The organism is Mitsuokella sp. AF33-22, from assembly GCF_003475755.1.
Taxonomy (GTDB): domain Bacteria; phylum Bacillota; class Negativicutes; order Selenomonadales; family Selenomonadaceae; genus Mitsuokella.
In genome coordinates, this window is sequence record NZ_QRQA01000017.1 from 20199 (window position 1) to 37744 (window position 17546).

Below are 17546 nucleotides of genomic sequence, written 5' to 3' on the forward strand. Positions count from 1 at the left end.
ATCCGGGATTCATCGCATTTTAGGAGGGGATTTATCATGTTGGGAGTCAAGATTGATTACCATATGTCAGCATGGAAGAAAACCTTGATTGCCGGACTCATTAGTTACATCGATGCTGGTTCCATTGTGGCCGGTGCTTCCGGCCTTTCGATGTGGCAGGATTATCTGGGCATGAGCAGCGTGCAGATGGGCCTTCTGGCGGCTCTGTCATCGAACACCGGCGGCGCGGCCATCGGTGCCCTGATCGGCGGCAAGATCTGCGATAAGTATGGCCGCAAGTTCGTTTACAATTACGCCCTGCTCTTTTACATGATCGGCGTGCTCATGATCTGCCTGGCTACGAACTATCCGATGTTCCTGCTCGGCTACGTCATCATCGGCCTCATGGTCGGTGCCGATGTCGTCGCTTCTTGGACGTTTATCGCTGAGGAAGCACCATCGAAAGATCGCGCCAAGCACTGCGGTTCCGCACAGGTGGCCTGGATGCTCGGCCCTGTCGTCGTCTTCCTCGCATCCATCCCGCTCAACTCCATGTTCGGCCTGCTCGGCAACCGCATCATCTTCGCACATCTGATTGTCGTGGCAGCCTGGATCTGGTATCAGCGCCTGAAGATGCCGGAGTCCTCGGAGTGGACGGAAGCGCATGAGCGCGAAAAGGCTCTTGAGGCACAGGGCGTCAAGGTCCGCAAGGTCCATTATGCCGATATCCTTCATGGTACCTGCCTCAAGACGGTTGTCATGCTCTGCGCCGTTTACACGCTCTGGAATCTGGCAGCCAGCACGAACGGTTTCTTCATGCCGTACGTCTACGAGCATGTCGGCAAGCTCTCCAACGCGATGTCCCTGTTCCTGACGGCACTGAACTTCGCCGTCTGCATCCTGACGACGTTTATCTTCATGTACACGGGCGATAAATTCAATCGCCGCAAGATTTTCGGTATTTTCTCCGGCCTCGGTGTCATCAGCTGGTTCGTATGGGCACTGCCGGCCGATATGCTGCAGATGTGGATGCTCTTCTTCTTTACGATTGTCTGGGGCTTCTCGATGCAGCAGCAGTTCTATCAGCTCTGGAGCTCGGAGCTCTTCCCGGTTCGCTATCGTGCGACGGCACAGGGCTTCACGTTCTTCGTGACGCGTTTCTCGGCCGCCATCTGGGGCTTCCTCGTCCCGATTCTCATGGAAACGGTTGGTTTCCAGATTGCAGCCATCATCATGATCGGTTTTGTCTTTGTCAGCTGGATTGCCGGCACGTTCTTCGGTTCGGATGCCCGCGGCCTGACGCTCGATGAAATCACGGAAAAACGTTATGGCAATGAGATCGATAAAGACGGCTGGTTCGTTGAGCCGAATGAACAGAATGCCACGAAACATACGGCCTGAGTTCATGAGGGGACAAATACAATCTGCCTGCAGGAGAGGAGCCTTCGCGGCTCCTCTTTTCAGGGCAGAGACAGGCAGGGCCGGATACGGTCCATATAACAGGAGGTATTTACAATGGAACGTTTTGCTTGGAAAGCCACGGTCAAGGATGGCAAACTCGAAGAGTACAAATATCGTCATGCACATATCTGGCCGGAGATGAAGCAGGTCCTGAAGGAAGCGGGTATTTCGAATTACACGATCTGGAATGTCGGCAATGAGCTCTTCGGCTATTTCGAATGCGAGAAGGGCGTGGCTTACGCGGAGAAATATCAGGCGGAGAGCCCCGTCGTCGACAAGTGGAATGAGTACATGAAGGATGTCATGGTCATGGAGATGGATCCAAAGACCGGCGCACAGCCGAAGATGCAGCAGGTCTTTTTCCTGCCCTGACCCAGGAAATGCCATAAAAAAGATCGGTCATCAGCCAACGGAGCTTGTTGGTTGATGACCGATTTTCTTTTTGCGTTCAGTCAATCAGGCGGATATGGCGCTCGAGGAAGAAATCCTGCCATTCGCGCGAGGGTTCTTCGTCGGTGACGACACAGTGGATATGGGAGAAGTCATCGCATTTGACGAAAGCCGTCTTGTTGAATTTTGAGTGGTCGACGAGCAGGACGGTCTTGCGTGCCTGTTCCATCATGATTTCTTTGATCTTGCTCTCGCTCTCATTCGATTCCATGACGCCTTTGTCCATATCGATGCCCTTGCAGCTGATGAAGGCGTAGTCGACGAAGTAGTTGTGCAGCGTCTGATAGGCCGTGGAACCTGTCAGGGCACAGGAACTCTCGCGCATTTTGCCGCCCGTGCAGATCATCTGGAAGCCGCTGTTCATGAAATCGTTCATGAGGCGGATGGAGTTGGTGATAACGGTGATGTTGCGCTGCCCTTTGAGCTGCTGCAGCAGGGCTTGGCAGGTCGTGCTCGAATCCATCATGATGGTGTCGCCGTCATGGATGAGCTCGACGGCCTTGTCGGCGATGCACAGCTTGCTCTCGCTGTTGATGGCGCTGCGGCGCGTGTAGGAGAGGTCTTCGCTGGTACTTTCCGAAAGGACGGCGCCGCCGTAGCTGCGTCTCAGGAGATCTTGGTTTTCGAGTTTCTCGAGGTCACGCCGGATAGTTTCCTCCGTGACGTGAAAGAGTTTGGCGAGTTCTGCGACATAGACCTTGCGTTCGCGCCGCAAGAGCTCCATGATTTTTTGTCTGCGTTCCAAACCGAGCATGATGCTTCCGTCCGGGAAAACTTGTGACTGGCCGTTTGACTGCCAGCTGGCAAGGCTGCATGTTTTCCCGCGACGTCCTCCTTTTCTGTTATTCTCCCGCCGGGCGGGAGGGATGCGCTGCAACCGGCGCGTCATAGAGCATGTTCTACTTTTATTATAGGTCAGAACAGGCAGAAATACAATATGAACAAATCAAAAACAATCTTTTATCTTGTTTAGTTTTTGGTGAATCGACTTAATTCGACGCAATGCAGGATTTTTTCTCCTGATTTTCAGATAAACGCGATAAAATAAAACGGTTTTGTAAAAGAATGGGATGACTCGATGAAGCGCAGAGATTTTATCAAGAATATATTTTGTGTCGGGGCTGGGCTGGCCCTGGCACCGGGACTTTTCGGACGGGAACTGGCTGAGGCTGCCTGGCAGGATGGCAGCGGTGATCTGCCGGGCGTGACGGTGCGGCAGACTTACCTGAACTTCCGTTCGCTTTCCAACCGGCGGGTGACGGATGCCATCATCGTACACCATGTCGGCAACACGAATGCCGATGTTTCGGCTGAAACGATTCACAGATGGCATCTGCAGAATGGCTGGGCCGGCATCGGCTATCACTTCGTGATCCGCAAGGACGGCACGATTGAAGCAGGCCGCCCGATGAATACGGTCGGGGCACACTGCTATGGCGAGAATTCGCATACGGTCGGCGTCAACGTGGTCGGGAATTTTGAGGATTATATGCCTGAAGGTGCACAGATTGCCTCAGCCAAACGGCTCCTGGCGGCTCTGTGCCGTTATTACGGACTGAATCCTGATGGCAGCACGATTTTCGGGCATCGCGATTTCAATGCGACAGCCTGTCCGGGACAGAATCTTTATGATATGCTGCCGGATCTCATCGCGGGAGCCGCACGCATTTACGCTCATGGATGAGAAAAAAGAGAACGTAATGGAACATAACGATTCATTATAATAAAATAATCAATTTTTATCGGATAATACGGAGAACGTATACTGTATAATTAAAATGGATATCCTCGGAGCTCTTGCCAGACAAGGAATTGGCAGGAACTCCTATTTTTGTGCTCTTGAATGGCATAAAGAAGAAATTTGCAAAAAAAATAATAAAAAAATCAAATCCATGGAGGAGTTTCAGAATATTTATCGAATCCATGTATTATAAAATCCAGTACGCAGGATTTCAATCCGAACATAGATTTCGAAGTTCGTAAGGAATCGTGTTCGCAATGGTACGTTGTGGTTATATCTTTGGTTTTCTTTTTATAAAGTTTGGTTTTATCCCAACAGCAACAGGCCCTTTCACTCAGTGAAGGAGCAGGAGCGGACCTGAGGGAGCTGTATGCACGTAAATTAACAGAATATTTTCTGTTATGATAAATATATCAGGCAGGACGTCATGTAAGGGGAAGACGCCATTGTCCAGAGATATCCAAGGGGGACTTTTTATGAGAAAGACAGAGTGCTTAGCAATGATACTCGCCGGTGGGCAGGGCAGCCGGCTCGGGGCTTTGACGAAGAAAATCGCGAAGCCGGCCGTGCCATTCGGCGGCAAGTACCGCATCATTGACTTTCCACTGAGCAATTGCGCCAATTCCGGCATCGACAAGGTCGGTGTATTGACGCAGTATCGCCCGCTGGAACTTCACAATTATCTGGCATCGGGCAGCGCCTGGGACCTCGATAAGAAAGAGGGTGGCGTTTTCATCCTGCCGCCGTATGCACGCGAGAAGGGCGCTGACTGGTATCGCGGCACGGCAGATGCCATCTATCAGAACCTCAACTTCATCGATCTGGCTGACCCGGAGTACGTACTGATTCTTTCGGGTGACCATATCTACACGATGGACTATTCGTGGATGCTCGATGCACACAAGACGAACAAGGCAGAAGCGACGATTGGCGTCATCGAAGTTCCGTGGGAGGAGGCTTCGCGCTTCGGCATCATGAACACGGACAAGACGGGCCGCATTGTGGAATTCGAAGAGAAGCCGGCCAAGCCGAAGAGCAACCTGGCCTCGATGGGCATTTACATTTTCAACAAGGACTTCCTCAAGAAGTACCTCGAAGAGGATGCCAAGGACGAGACGTCGAGCCACGACTTCGGCAAGAACATCATCCCGAAGATGCTCGCCGACAAGGCACGCCTGTATTCTTACGCATTCGACGGTTATTGGAAGGATGTCGGCACAATCGAAAGCCTCTGGCAGGCCAACATGGACCTGCTGCAGGATGAGCCGCCGTTTGAACTCAATGGCGATTGGAAGATCTATTCCTCGAATCCCTCGATGCCGCCGCATTATGTAGGCCCGAATGCCAGCATCAAGCGCTCGATGGTCAGCGAAGGTTCGATGGTGCTCGGCGATGTTGAGAATTCGGTCATTTTCCCGGGGGTGCGCATCGGCAAGGGTGCCAAGATCCGCAATTCGGTCATCATGCCGTCGACGGTCATCCGTGACAATGCTGTGGTCGATTATGCCATCGTCGCACAGAACTGCGAGATCGGAGAAGGCGCAAAAGTTACGGGCGAGAAGGGCGCGATTACGGTAGTCGCTTCGGGCGAGACTGTATTGGCAGAAACTGGCAGCAAACAGGCCGGCTGATGCGGACTGATCCTTTAACGCAACCCTACAACACATCAATAGGATCGGAGTGAATAAAATTGAAAACAGTAATGGGAATCATCAATCTCCAGGAAGATAATGGTATGATCCGTGAGCTCACCGAGCGCCGCGCCGTTGAGTCCCTGCCTTTTGCCGGCCGCTATCGCCTGATTGACTTCACGTTGTCGAGCATGGTCAATTCGGGCATCCAGAATGTGGGCGTCATGCTGCCGGCCAAGCCGCGTTCCGTTCTCGATCACCTGCGTTCCGGTAAGGATTGGGATCTGGCGCGCCGTCACGATGGCCTGTTTTATCTGCCGTCGCCGCAGAGCGAGGAGATGAAACGCCAGGGAGATCTCAAGAACTTCTACTACAATCTCGATTTCTTCGAGCACAGTTCCCAGAAATACGTCCTGCTGACGGGCGGCAGCTTCGTCTACAACATGGATTTCAATGAACTCCTGCGCTTCCATCAGAATACGAACGCAGATATCACGATGGTCTATTACACCGCATCGCAGGAGTCCACCGGTCACAATGTGGTTATCGAGACGGCGGAGAACGGACTCGTCGAGGATATTGCGGAGAAGCCGGCCGTCTACGATGGTTCCAAGGTCGCGATGAATGTTTTCCTGATGGAGAAACGCATCTTCGTCGAGATGATCCGCTACACATACGAGCATGGCGGGCAGGACCTGCTGCTCGACGGCATCATCCGCCGGGCCAAGGAGTACAACATCTATGGCTACGAGCACGATGGCTATGTGGCACATGTCGATTCCACGGCCTCGTTCTACAAGGCGAATATGGATGTGCTGAATCCTTCCACCTGGGAGGAGCTCTTCATGGGCGATAATTCGATTTACACGAAGGTCAAGGATGAGGTCCCGGTCCAGTACAAGGATTCGGCCGTGGTCAAGAATTCCCTGATCGCCAATGGCTGCATCATTCGCGGCGAGGTCGAGAACAGCATCCTGTTCCGTGGCGTCACCGTCGAGAAAGGAGTCAAGATCAAGAATTCGATCATCATGCAGAAATGCGATATCAAGGAAGACTCTCTGTTGGAGAACGTCATCTGCGATAAGAACGTGGTGATCACCAAAGAGAAGTGGCTCAAGGGCGCTCAGAATTATCCGCTCATCGTAACAAAGAATGTGGTGATTTAAGTTTGGACAAGCCGTTGTAAAGAAGGAAATCCTGTGCATCTGCCAGGGGCTGATTTACAGCGGCTTTTCTTATAGGATACCATAGCCAAGGGAGTGTTTTATTTGGCAAGAGAGAACAAAGAACAGAAACAGAAGAACCGTGAGTTCGAGCAGCTCAAAGAGAATCTGAAGCTGCGTTTCGTCAATACGGCCCATGTCATGTGGGGACGCGACATCAAGGAACTCACGGAGAATGAAGTATACCAGACGGTGGCTGCGACGGCCAAGCAGTACATCACCGACAACTGGATCAAGACGAACAAGACGTATGCAGAACGCCAGGAGAAGCAGGTGTACTACTTCTCCATCGAGTTCCTGCTCGGCCGCCTGCTCAAGTCGAACCTCATGAATCTCGGCATCGAGGAAGCCGTCAAGGAAGTGCTCGAGGATTTCCACCTGAGCCTTTCGGAGACGTTTGAGGAAGAGCCGGATGCCGGTCTCGGCAACGGCGGCCTCGGCCGTCTCGCCGCCTGCTTCATCGATTCCATGGCTGCGCATCGCCTGCCGGGTCACGGCTGCAGCATCCGCTACCAGTACGGCCTGTTCGAGCAGAAGATTGTTGACGGCAATCAGGTCGAGATCCCGGATAACTGGCTCAAGAACGGCTTTGCCTGGGAGTACCGCAAGCCGGATAAGGCCATCGATGTCAAATTCAACGGCAATGCCTACATGAAGGAGATGGAGGATGGCAGCCTCAAGCTCGTTTACGAGAATCCGATGACGGTCATGGCTGTGCCGTACGATGTGCCGATTGTCGGCTATCACAACAACACGGTCAACACGCTGCGCCTCTGGAATGCCGAGGTCAACCGCGACTTTTCCGATTACGGCATGCTGACGCAGGAACAGCTGCGTCAGAAGCAGGAATACCGCAATTTCGTCGAGAGCATCACGCAGTTCCTCTATCCGGATGACAGCACGTACGATGGCCGCCGCATGCGCCTCATACAGGAATACTTCCTCGTTTCGGCCGGCGTCCAGAGCATCGTCCGCCATTACAAGAAGACGGGCATGGATATCCATGAGTTCGGCCAGAAGATTGCCATCCACATCAACGATACGCATCCGGCACTCTGCGTTGCCGAGCTCATGCGCATCCTCGTCGATGAAGAGAACCTCGAGTGGAATGAGGCCTGGGCCATCACGAAGAACACGATTGCCTATACGAATCATACGATCATGCCGGAAGCCCTTGAGAAATGGCCGGTTGACATGTTCAAGCCGCTGTTGCCGCGCATCTACATGATCATCGACGAAATCAACCGCCGCTGGCTCATCGATGTGCGTGACCGCTATCCGAACAATGAAGACAAGGTGCATGCCCTGTCCATCATTCAGGACAACATGGTCCATATGGCACGTCTGGCCATCGTTGGCGGCCACAGCGTCAACGGCGTGGCGAAGATTCATACGCAGATTCTCAAGGATACGACGCTGCATGATTTCTATGAATACAATCCGCGCATGTTCAACAACAAGACGAACGGGATCACGCACCGCCGCTGGCTCATGGGCGCAAACCCGGAACTTGCGGATCTCATCGATGCGACCATCGGCAGCCGCCGCTGGCACCGTCATCCGGAACAGCTCGATCTCCTCAACGATGCCGTCGAGGATAAGCCGTTCCTCGAGAAGCTCAATGCCATCAAGCATCTGCGCAAGGAAGCACTCGCGGCCTATGTCAAGAAGCACAATGGTCTCGAGGTCGACCCGGACAGCATCTTCGATATCCAGGTCAAGCGCATCCATTCCTACAAGCGCCAGCTCATGAACATCATGCACATCATGTATCAGTATCATAAGCTCAAGACGGACCCGTCCTTCGACATGCTGCCGACGACGTATTTCTTCGGCGGCAAGGCGGCGCCGGGCTATTACATCGCCAAGGAAACGATCCGTCTCATCAATGCCGTGGCGGAGAAGATCAACAACGATGCGTCGATCCATGGCAAGATCAAGGTCGTCTTCATCGAGAACTTCGGCGTGTCCATCGGCGAGATTGTCTATCCGGCAGCCGATGTCAGTGAACAGATTTCGACGGCATCCAAGGAAGCTTCAGGCACGGGCAACATGAAGTTCATGATGAACGGTGCCATCACGCTCGGCACGCTCGACGGCGCCAATGTCGAGATCCGCGATGCCGTGGGCGGCGACGCGAACTGCGTCATTTTCGGTCTCAAGGCGGATGAGGTTCTCAACTATTACGCAACGGGTACGTATTCTGCCTGGAACGAATACAATACGAACGAGAATGTCCGTACGGTCATGAATCAGTTCACGGATGGCACGTATGGCAACTTCCAGTCGCTTTACGACTATCTGCTCAAGGACAACGATGAATTCTTTATCCTGAAGGATTTCAACGCCTATGCAGATGCTCATGTCGAAATCATGAACCGTTATCAGAAACGCTTCCAGTGGCTGCGTTCTTCTGCCATGAATATTGCGAACTCGGGCGGCTTCTCGTCCGACCGCACCATCGATGAATACGCGAAGGAAATCTGGCAGATCAAGCCGGTCATGATCCCGTAAGCTGTGAATCGCTAGAGCAGGAACTTGCTTAGGATTCCAAGGGGATACACAGAAAGGGGATTATTGTGAAAACATCGGATTTAAGCGAATTTGACCTCTACCTGTTCCATCAGGGAACCAATTACCATGCCTATGAGATGCTCGGCGCTCATTTCGTCGAACAGGATGGGCGCAAGGGCGTGCGTTTTGCCGTCTGGGCTCCGCATGCGAAATCCGTCAGCGTGGTGGGCGATTTCAATGGCTGGGATACCCGGATCAATCCCATGACGAAAGTCCATGACGGCGAGGTCTGGCAGGTATTCATTGAAGGCGTCGAGGAAGGCGCCGTCTACAAGTACGCCATCGAGCCGCAGTGGGGCGGCCCGCGCATCATGAAGGCCGATCCGTATGGCTTCTATGCGGAGAAGAAACCGGAGACGGCTTCGCGCGTCTACGACCTCGGCCACTATACGTGGCATGATGCCGACTGGATTGAGCGCAAGAAGGGTGAATCGTCCTACGGCCGTCCGATGCTGACGTATGAGGTGCATGCGGGCTCCTGGCGCCGCACGGCCGATGGCGAATATCTCTCGTACCGCGATCTTGCCGATCAGCTCATCGATTACGTCAAGAAGATGAACTACACGCACATCGAGTTCATGCCGCTTTGTGAGCATCCGTTCGATGGTTCGTGGGGCTATCAGATCACGGGGTACTATGCCGTGACGAGCCGCTTCGGCACGCCGGATGATTTCCGTTATCTCGTCGACAAGGCCCATGAGAACGGCATCGCCATCATCATGGACTGGGTGCCGGGCCATTTCTGCAAGGATGAACAGGGCCTGCGCCACTTCGACGGTCAGACGCTCTATGAATCGGACAACGAGCAGCTTGCCGAGAACTGGGAGTGGGGCACGACGAATTTCGACTACGGCCGCACCGAGGTCCAGAGCTTCCTGATTTCCAATGCGATGTTCTGGTTTGAGGAGTACCATATCGACGGCCTGCGCATCGATGCCGTCGCCAACATGCTTTACCTCAACTACGGCCGCAAGGATGGCGAGTGGACGCCGAATAAATACGGCGATACGGGCAATCTCGAGGCCATGGATTTCCTCAAGAAGCTCAATGAGAACATCTTCAAGTACCATCCGCAGGCCCTGATGATCGCTGAGGAATCGACGGCCTGGCCGCTGATCTCGAAGCCGGTGTACATGGGCGGCATGGGCTTCAACTACAAGTGGAACATGGGCTGGATGAACGATATGCTGCGCTACATGTCGCTCGATCCGATTTACCGCAAGTGGAACCACGACAAGGTTACGTTCTCGTTCATGTATGCCTTCAGCGAGAATTTCGTGCTGCCGCTCTCACATGATGAGGTCGTGCACGGCAAATGCTCGCTGATCAGCAAGATGCCGGGCGACTACTGGCAGAAGTTTGCGGGGCTGCGCACATTCTTCGCGTACTGGATTGCGCATCCCGGCAAGAAGCTGCTCTTCATGGGCGGTGAGTTCGGCCAGTTCATCGAGTGGAATTACGATGACAGCCTCGACTGGCATCTGCCGCAGCAGTACCCGATGCACAAGAAGATGCTCGAGTACAGCCGCGCGCTCAACAAATTCTACTGCGATCACAAGGCTCTCTGGGAAGTCGACTTTGACTGGAACGGCTTCCAGTGGATTGACTGCAACGACAGTGAGAACAGCATCGTGTCCTTTATCCGCAAGGCGGATGATCCGTCGGATTACATCGTTGCCATCTGCAACTTCACGCCGGAGGTCCGCCATGGTTACCGCGTGGGCATGCCCGAAAAAGGCGCGTACCTGGAAGTTTTCAATTCGGATGACGAGGCCTTTGGCGGCAGCGGCGTGAAGAATGAGGGCGAGATCCTTACGGAAGATGTCAAGTGGCACGACCGCGACCAGTCTGTCGTGCTGACAATCCCGCCAATGGCCACCATCTATCTGCGTCATAAGGGACAGCTTGAGGGCAAGCGGTCTTTTGACGATGCTGCGGCGGTAAAGACGGAAGCCATCGGCCATGAAGAACAGGATTCCGCCGCTGGGGCGGAAGCCGCCGCAGTCCGCAAGACCACGCGCCGCAAGAGCACGGCCAAGAAGGCTGAGGAAACGACGGAGGCACCGAAGCGCCGCCGCGGCCGTCCGCGCATGACCGACGAGGAAAAGGCCGCAGCCAAGGCCAAGCGCGAGGCAGCCAAGGCTGCCAAGAAGGCCGCAGAAGGCGAGACGGAGGAGAAGCCAAAGACGCGCCGCAAGCGCACGACAGCTGCCTCTTCCTCCGCGTCCACGACGCGGAAAACGACGGCGCGGAAGACGACGAAGTCGGCAAAATCCACGAAATCTACCAAATCCACAACAGCAAAAAAGACGACCACCAGAAAGAAAACAGCCGCAACCAAAACCGCATCCAAGGAAGCTGCCGCTGGTGAAGCCTGATTAACAGCAATACAAGGAGGAACAATCGCATGAAAGTACTTTATGTTGCTTCAGAAGCGGTGCCATTTGTCAAGACGGGCGGCCTGGCTGATGTAGCCGGCTCTCTGCCGCAGGCATTGCGCGGCGAGGATGTCGATGTAAGGGTCATCCTGCCGAAATACGGCCAGATCCCGGAGAAATTCCGTCAGGAGATGAAACACATCTATGATGGAGAACTGCCGGTTTCCTGGCGCACGAAATACGTCGGACTCGACATGCTCGAATACAACGGCGTCACGTATTACTTTGTCGACAATGAAGAATATTTCAAGCGCGATGGCTTCTACGGTTACGGTGACGATGCCGAGCGCTTCTCGTTCTTCTGCCGCGCCGTGCTGAACCTGCTGCCGGCCATGGATTTTTGGCCGGATGTCATCCATACGAATGACTGGCACACGGGTCTTGTCAATGTCTTCCTGAAGCTTGAACATCAGGGCGACGAGCGTTACGAGAAGATCCGCACGCTCTACACGATCCACAATCTCAAATACCAGGGCATCTTCCCGAAAGATGTCATGAGCGATGTTCTCGGACTCGACTGGAAGTATTTCAACAACGGCGACCTTGAGTTCTACGATGCCGTCAATTTCATGAAGGGTGGGCTCATCTACGCGGACTTCATCTCGACGGTCAGCAAGACGTATGCCAAGGAAATCCAGTATGAGTATTTTGGCGAGCATCTTGACGGTCTGCTGCGCAGCCGCAGTGATACGCTGTTCGGCATCACGAACGGCATCGACTACAATGTCTACAATCCCGCCACGGACACGAATCTCTTCGAGACGTATGATGTGGACACGCTTGACCGCAAGGCCGACAACAAGACGGAGCTCCAGAAGATGCTGGGCCTGCCGACGGGCCGCCGCATCCCGATGGTGGCCGTTGTTTCCCGCCTGGTCGCAGCCAAGGGCCTCGACCTCATCGTGCGCATGATGGACGAGATCCTGCAGCATGAGGATATCCAGTTTGTCGTGCTCGGCACGGGCGACAAGCCGTATGAAGACTGGTTCAAGGGCCTGGCATGGCGCTTCCCGAAGAAGGTCTCGGCCAACATCCGCTTCTCGAATCAGCTGGCACAGCGCATCTACGCGGCAGCGGACATCTTCCTGATGCCGTCGAACTATGAGCCGTGCGGCATCGGCCAGCTCATTGCACTGCGCTACGGCGCCGTACCGCTTGTCCGTGAGACGGGCGGCCTCAAGGATACGGTCATCCCGTACGACAAGTACACGAAGAAGGGCAATGGCTTCGTGTTCTCCGACTACAATGCTCATGAGATGATGTATGCCCTCAAGCGCGCCCTGAGTGCTTACGAGAATTACGGCGAGTGGGAGCAGATCGTGGAAAATGCGATGCGCTCGGACTACAGCTGGAAAGAGTCGGCAAAGGAATACAAGCAGCTTTATGCAAAGCTGATAGAAAAATAAGCAAGGCAAGGGGAGGGGCGGCAGATTCTGCCGCCTTTCTTTCCGCAAGAAACAAAGGAAGGGAATATGAATGCTGGAGCAAAATCAAGTCCGACATGATTCCCAGAACATCGCCTATCGTTCACCAGTCGGTGCTGCGGAGGCGGGCAGCAAGGTTCGCATGGGAATCAGGCTGTGGACGAAGGAAGGGATCCGTCAGGTACTCCTGCGCTGCTGGCACGACCAGACCGGCGAAAAGCTCATCCCGATGACGACGAATGATGATCCGAATGCCGAACAGCATGATTATACGGGTACCTGCGTCATGCCGGAAAAAGGCGGCCTCATCTGGTATTATTTCATCATCGTCATGGAGGATGGAACCTGGTTCTATGGCAACAACCCCGAGCAGCTCGGCGGCGTCGGCATGGTCTACGACCACGTGCCGCCGTCGTTCCAGATCACGGTTTACAACAAGGGCGCGAAGACGCCGGACTGGTTCAAGCATGCCGTTATGTATCAGATTTTCCCCGACCGGTTCTGCCGCGAGGGCAATGAGATCATTGAGAAGAAGGGCGGCGTCATCCATACTTGCTGGCAGGATGATCCATGTTACTACAAGGATCCCGATACAAAGGAAATTGTCGCCTATGATTTCTTTGGCGGCAATCTCAAGGGCATTGAAAAGAAGCTCGCTTACCTCAAGGATCTCGGCATTTCGGTTATTTACCTCAACCCGGTCTTTGAATCGGAGAGCAATCATCACTACGATACGGGCGATTATCATAAGATCGATCCCATCCTCGGCACGAATGAGGATTTCCATCATCTCGTGGCCGAGGCGAAGAAGAAAGGCATCCGCATCATCCTCGATGGTGTGTTCAGTCATACGGGCAGCAACAGCCGTTACTTCAACCGCAGTGGACAGTACAATACGATCGGTGCATTCCAGTCCCCGGATTCACCGTATTACGAATGGTACAATTTCCGCAATTTCCCCTATGAATACGACTGCTGGTGGAATTTTTCCACGCTGCCGAATGTGACGGAGACGACGCCGTCCTATATGGACTTCATCATCTACAAGCCGGACAGCGTCCTGCATCATTGGATGGGTGAGGGCATATCCGGCTGGCGCCTCGATGTCATCGATGAACTGCCGGCGGCCTTCTCGCAGGCCTTCTACGCTGAGCTCAAGAAAACGGACCCTGAGGCCGTGATGATCGGCGAGGTCTGGGAGGATGCTTCGCACAAGGTCGCCTACGGCGTGCCGCGCGAATATCTCTGCGGCCAGGAAATGGACTCGGCGATGAACTATCCGTTCCGCAAGATCCTCTTTGATTTCCTGCTCGGCCATGCCGACGGCATTGCCTGCCGTCGCCGCTTCGAAAGCCTGCGTGAGAATTACCCCAAAGAGAATTTCTACGCGATGATGAACCTCATCGGCAGCCACGATGTCGAGCGCGCGATGACGATCCTCGGCGAAGCGCCGTATTACGACAGCATGCCGGCCATCGAGCAGTCGCGCTTCCGCATGGACAGCGACCAGTACAATCTGGGACTGGCTCGTCTCCTGATGGCGGCACTCTGGCAGATGACATATCCGGGCGTGCCCTGTGTCTACTACGGCGATGAGATTGCCATGCAGGGCTTCAAGGATCCGTATAACCGCCGTCCCTATGACTGGGAGCATGGCGATACGTATGTGCGCAGCTGGTACGAGCGCCTCATCCGCATGCGCAATGAACATGTGGCCCTGCAGACGGGCGAGCTTCTGCCTCTCTATGCGGATACCGATGTCATGGCATATGCCCGCCTGATCCGCGGCGGCCAGGATGTCTTCGGTGCGGAGGCCCCCAATGAAATCTTCATCGTGCTCTTCAACCGCAGCCGCAATGAGGAGAAGACCGTCACAATCAACGTGCAGGATTTTGCGAGCGGCACGTTTGCCGATGCCTTCCAGGAAAGCGCGAAGTACGAGATCCAGGATGGCAAGCTCACGGTGAAGCTGCCGCCGCTCAAAGGCCAGCTGCTGTACCATGAAAAGCCAGTGCGTCATTACCCGCGCAAGGCCGGCGTCCTGCTGCATCCGAGTTCCCTGCCATCGAAGTACGGCATCGGTGACTTCGGCAAGGAAGCATATCGCTTTGTCGACTTCCTCAAGGCTGCCGGACAGAAGGTCTGGCAGGTTCTGCCGCTCGGACCGGTGGACTACGGTTATTCCCCTTACCAGTCCCCGTCCGCATTTGCCGGCAATCCGCTGCTCATCGATATCGATGAACTCGTCGAAGCCGGCTGGCTGACGCGCCAGGATGTCAAGCTCCCGTTTGTTGAAAAGGACGATACTGTTGAATTCGAGGCAGTCAAGACCTTCAAGATCCGCTGCTTCAAGCGCGCCCATGTGGAATTCCAGAAGGATGTGCATGCGCAGGCGGATTATCAGGCCTTCTGTGCAAAGGAAGCCTACTGGCTTGATGATTACGCGCTGTTCCAGGCTGCCAAGAAGGAATACCGCGGCGCCAGCTGGACGTCCTGGCCGGAGCCCGTCAAGCTGCGCAAGCCCGATGCCCTGAAGAATCTGCGCGACCGTCTGGCAGAAAATATTTCGCTGGAAAAATTCGTGCAGTACCTCTTTTATCGTCAGTGGCAGCGCCTGCATGAATACGCCAATGCTGCGGGCATCCAGATCATGGGTGATATGCCGATTTTCCTGTCGCAGGACAGTGCGGATGTCTGGGCCAACCAGTGCCTCTTTGATCTCAACCCCGACGGCACGCCGCATACGGTTGCCGGCGTACCGCCTGACTACTTCAGCGCGACCGGCCAGCTCTGGGGCAATCCGCAATATGACTGGCAGGCCATGAAGGCTGAGGATTACGCCTGGTGGAAGCGCCGCTTCCATAAGCTCTACGAACTCGTGGACATCGCGCGCATCGACCATTTCCGCGGCTTTGAATCGTATTGGGAAATCGACGGCAAGGCCAAGACAGCCATCAACGGCTGCTGGAAGCCGGGGCCGGGCAAGCCGTTCTTCGATACAATCATGAAGGAACTCGGCAATCTGCCCATCGTGGCGGAGGACCTCGGCATCATTACGCCGGAGGTCGAGAAGCTTCGCGACGACTGCAAGTTCCCGGGCATGAAGGTCCTGCAGTTCACGCTCCAGTTCAATGAATGCGGACGCCTCGGGACTGTGGCGCCGGAGAACAGCGTCGTCTATACGGGCACGCACGACAACAACACGATGCTCGGCTGGCTCAAGCACGATATCCCTGCTTCGCAGCGCGACGCCGTGGCTCATCTCGTGCACGCGGATGGCAAGCCGCTGCCGGAAGTCGTTCAGCAGCTCATCGCGTATGCCTATGCGTCGGATGCGCGTCTGGCCATCGTCCCGATGCAGGATATCCTGGCACTCGACAGCAATGCGCGCATGAATACGCCGGGCACGGCAGAAGGCAACTGGAAGTGGTGCCTGAAGCCCGATTACCTCATGGAGGTCGATGCCTCGCATCTGGCCAAACTCTGTCAAACATACAACCGCTGACCCCTTGAGCGTTTGTCTTTCTCTGAAACCGCAGTACACATGTACTGCGGTTTTATTTTGCTTGTTCTTCTCTTCGTTTTACGTCTAACAGAAATTTTATGAATCGGTTTGAAGCACCGATAGCAGTATGGTCTGCTATTTGTGTTAGATAGATATTTCGTATCATGCCATCATTTGGCTCAGGCAAGGGAACGATTTGTAATTTATAGTTTTTGATAGAGTCAACGAGTGGAACGATTCCATACCCAAATCCATGAGAAACCAAAGAGGCGATTGTTTGTTCGTCTGGTGCTCTGTAACGATATATAGGTTGTAGAGCATTTCGAATCAACATAGTATGGATTTCATGATGTGCGGCAGCTTTTGTCTGGAAGCCAATCAGTATTTGATCAAGTAGATCATTCCAGCTTTTAGGGATGGGCCAGCCAAGTGGACAGAGGAGGACATATGGCTCACTGAACAACAAGGTCTGTGTAAGATCATGACTATTGTTTTCTGAACAGATTAAAAAATCGAAATATCCTTCCCTGAGCTGATCAATTAGAATAGTAGTATTATTAGATGAAAATTCAATTTTCAGGTCGTTCCGTTTGTCTAATTGCAGGAATTCTTGTATTCTTTTGGGGAGATAATCGTAAAGAACAGGAGCGATACATCCAATGCGTATACGGGATTCGCGATCAGCTGCCAGTGCCTGCATATGTCGCTTTGCCCCATCAATATCATCTAAAATTTTTGTTACCTCTTTTAGAAATAGTTTTCCATTTCTATTAAGTCGGATTGTATGGCCGTTTCTGTCGAAGAGAGGCAACGATAATTCTTTCTCTAAATTTGCAATGGCAATACTCAGACTGGGCTGCGAGACGTGCAGAAGCTTTGATGCTTGCCCCATATTTTCAAGTTCTGCAATTTTTTGAAAATAGATCAGTTGATTTAACGTCATGTAATTGCCTCCTTTATTTATCTATCTGAATTACAAATTGATAATTTATATAAATAGATAATCAATGAATATTATTTAAGTGTTTTATCCTTGACTGTCTCGTTTTATTGATGCTTACATTATACAAAACGGAGATAACTTATGCCATTTTATTTTTTTACTGTAAAGATTAAATGT

General features: G+C 53.5%; 11 protein-coding genes. 9 read left to right on the top strand and 2 right to left on the bottom strand.

Annotated features, from left to right (window positions below; translation table 11 throughout):
* Positions 1-36: 36 nt before the first annotated feature.
* Entirely contained in the window at positions 37-1380 is a 1344-nt protein-coding gene (locus DWZ54_RS10565) for an MFS transporter (protein WP_118476181.1), read from the top strand.
* A gap of 114 nt (positions 1381-1494) precedes the next feature.
* Positions 1495-1812 carry an L-rhamnose mutarotase gene (locus DWZ54_RS10570; RefSeq protein WP_118015612.1) on the top strand — a complete coding sequence of 106 codons (318 nt, stop codon included), beginning with the start codon at positions 1495-1497 and terminating at the stop codon, positions 1810-1812.
* A 76-nt stretch (positions 1813-1888) separates the two neighbouring features.
* On the opposite strand, the gene DWZ54_RS10575 is transcribed toward DWZ54_RS10570, so the two are convergent.
* Complete coding sequence (locus DWZ54_RS10575; protein WP_118476183.1) at positions 1889-2644, bottom strand: DeoR/GlpR family DNA-binding transcription regulator; 756 nt, start codon at positions 2642-2644, stop codon at positions 1889-1891.
* A 324-nt stretch (positions 2645-2968) separates the two neighbouring features.
* Here DWZ54_RS10575 and DWZ54_RS10580 point away from each other — a divergent pair, with 324 nt between their 5' ends.
* The 7 genes from DWZ54_RS10580 (at position 2969) to malQ (ending at position 16426) form a co-directional block, all read left to right on the top strand.
* Positions 2969-3574, top strand: coding sequence for an N-acetylmuramoyl-L-alanine amidase (locus DWZ54_RS10580; protein ID WP_118476185.1), 606 nt, complete (start codon positions 2969-2971; stop codon positions 3572-3574).
* Positions 3575-4107: 533 nt separating this feature from the next.
* On the top strand, positions 4108-5262 hold the full coding sequence (locus DWZ54_RS10585) for a glucose-1-phosphate adenylyltransferase (RefSeq protein ID WP_118476186.1): 1155 nt from the start codon (positions 4108-4110) through the stop codon (positions 5260-5262).
* Between the two features lie 59 nt (positions 5263-5321).
* Positions 5322-6428, top strand: coding sequence for a glucose-1-phosphate adenylyltransferase subunit GlgD (gene glgD / locus DWZ54_RS10590; protein WP_118476188.1), 1107 nt, complete (start codon positions 5322-5324; stop codon positions 6426-6428).
* Positions 6429-6530: 102 nt separating this feature from the next.
* Positions 6531-8999 (top strand): glycogen/starch/alpha-glucan phosphorylase, encoded by a 2469-nt coding sequence (locus DWZ54_RS10595; protein WP_199663357.1) that lies wholly within the window; start codon positions 6531-6533, stop codon positions 8997-8999.
* Positions 9000-9064: 65 nt separating this feature from the next.
* Entirely contained in the window at positions 9065-11437 is a 2373-nt protein-coding gene (gene glgB, locus DWZ54_RS10600; protein ID WP_118476192.1) for a 1,4-alpha-glucan branching protein GlgB, read from the top strand.
* 29 nt (positions 11438-11466) lie between these two features.
* Positions 11467-12903, top strand: coding sequence for a glycogen synthase GlgA (glgA, locus tag DWZ54_RS10605; RefSeq protein ID WP_118476194.1), 1437 nt, complete (start codon positions 11467-11469; stop codon positions 12901-12903).
* A gap of 70 nt (positions 12904-12973) precedes the next feature.
* On the top strand, positions 12974-16426 hold the full coding sequence (gene malQ, locus DWZ54_RS10610; protein ID WP_118476195.1) for a 4-alpha-glucanotransferase: 3453 nt from the start codon (positions 12974-12976) through the stop codon (positions 16424-16426).
* Between the two features lie 52 nt (positions 16427-16478).
* Here malQ and DWZ54_RS10615 read toward each other — a convergent pair whose 3' ends face one another.
* On the bottom strand, positions 16479-17369 hold the full coding sequence (locus DWZ54_RS10615; protein ID WP_118476197.1) for a LysR family transcriptional regulator: 891 nt from the start codon (positions 17367-17369) through the stop codon (positions 16479-16481).
* Positions 17370-17546: the final 177 nt, after the last annotated feature.

Excerpts from the sequence above, each read along its gene's own strand:
- DWZ54_RS10565 (WP_118476181.1), top strand. The coding sequence starts at position 37 with ATGTTGGGAGTCAAGATTGATTACCATATGTCAGCATGGAAGAAAACC.
- DWZ54_RS10570 (WP_118015612.1), top strand. The coding sequence starts at position 1,495 with ATGGAACGTTTTGCTTGGAAAGCCACGGTCAAGGATGGCAAACTCGAA.
- DWZ54_RS10575 (WP_118476183.1), bottom strand. The coding sequence starts at position 2,644 with ATGCTCGGTTTGGAACGCAGACAAAAAATCATGGAGCTCTTGCGGCGC.
- DWZ54_RS10580 (WP_118476185.1), top strand. The coding sequence starts at position 2,969 with ATGAAGCGCAGAGATTTTATCAAGAATATATTTTGTGTCGGGGCTGGG.
- DWZ54_RS10585 (WP_118476186.1), top strand. The coding sequence starts at position 4,108 with ATGAGAAAGACAGAGTGCTTAGCAATGATACTCGCCGGTGGGCAGGGC.
- glgA (WP_118476194.1), top strand. The coding sequence starts at position 11,467 with ATGAAAGTACTTTATGTTGCTTCAGAAGCGGTGCCATTTGTCAAGACG.
- malQ (WP_118476195.1), top strand. The coding sequence starts at position 12,974 with ATGCTGGAGCAAAATCAAGTCCGACATGATTCCCAGAACATCGCCTAT.
- DWZ54_RS10615 (WP_118476197.1), bottom strand. The coding sequence starts at position 17,369 with ATGACGTTAAATCAACTGATCTATTTTCAAAAAATTGCAGAACTTGAA.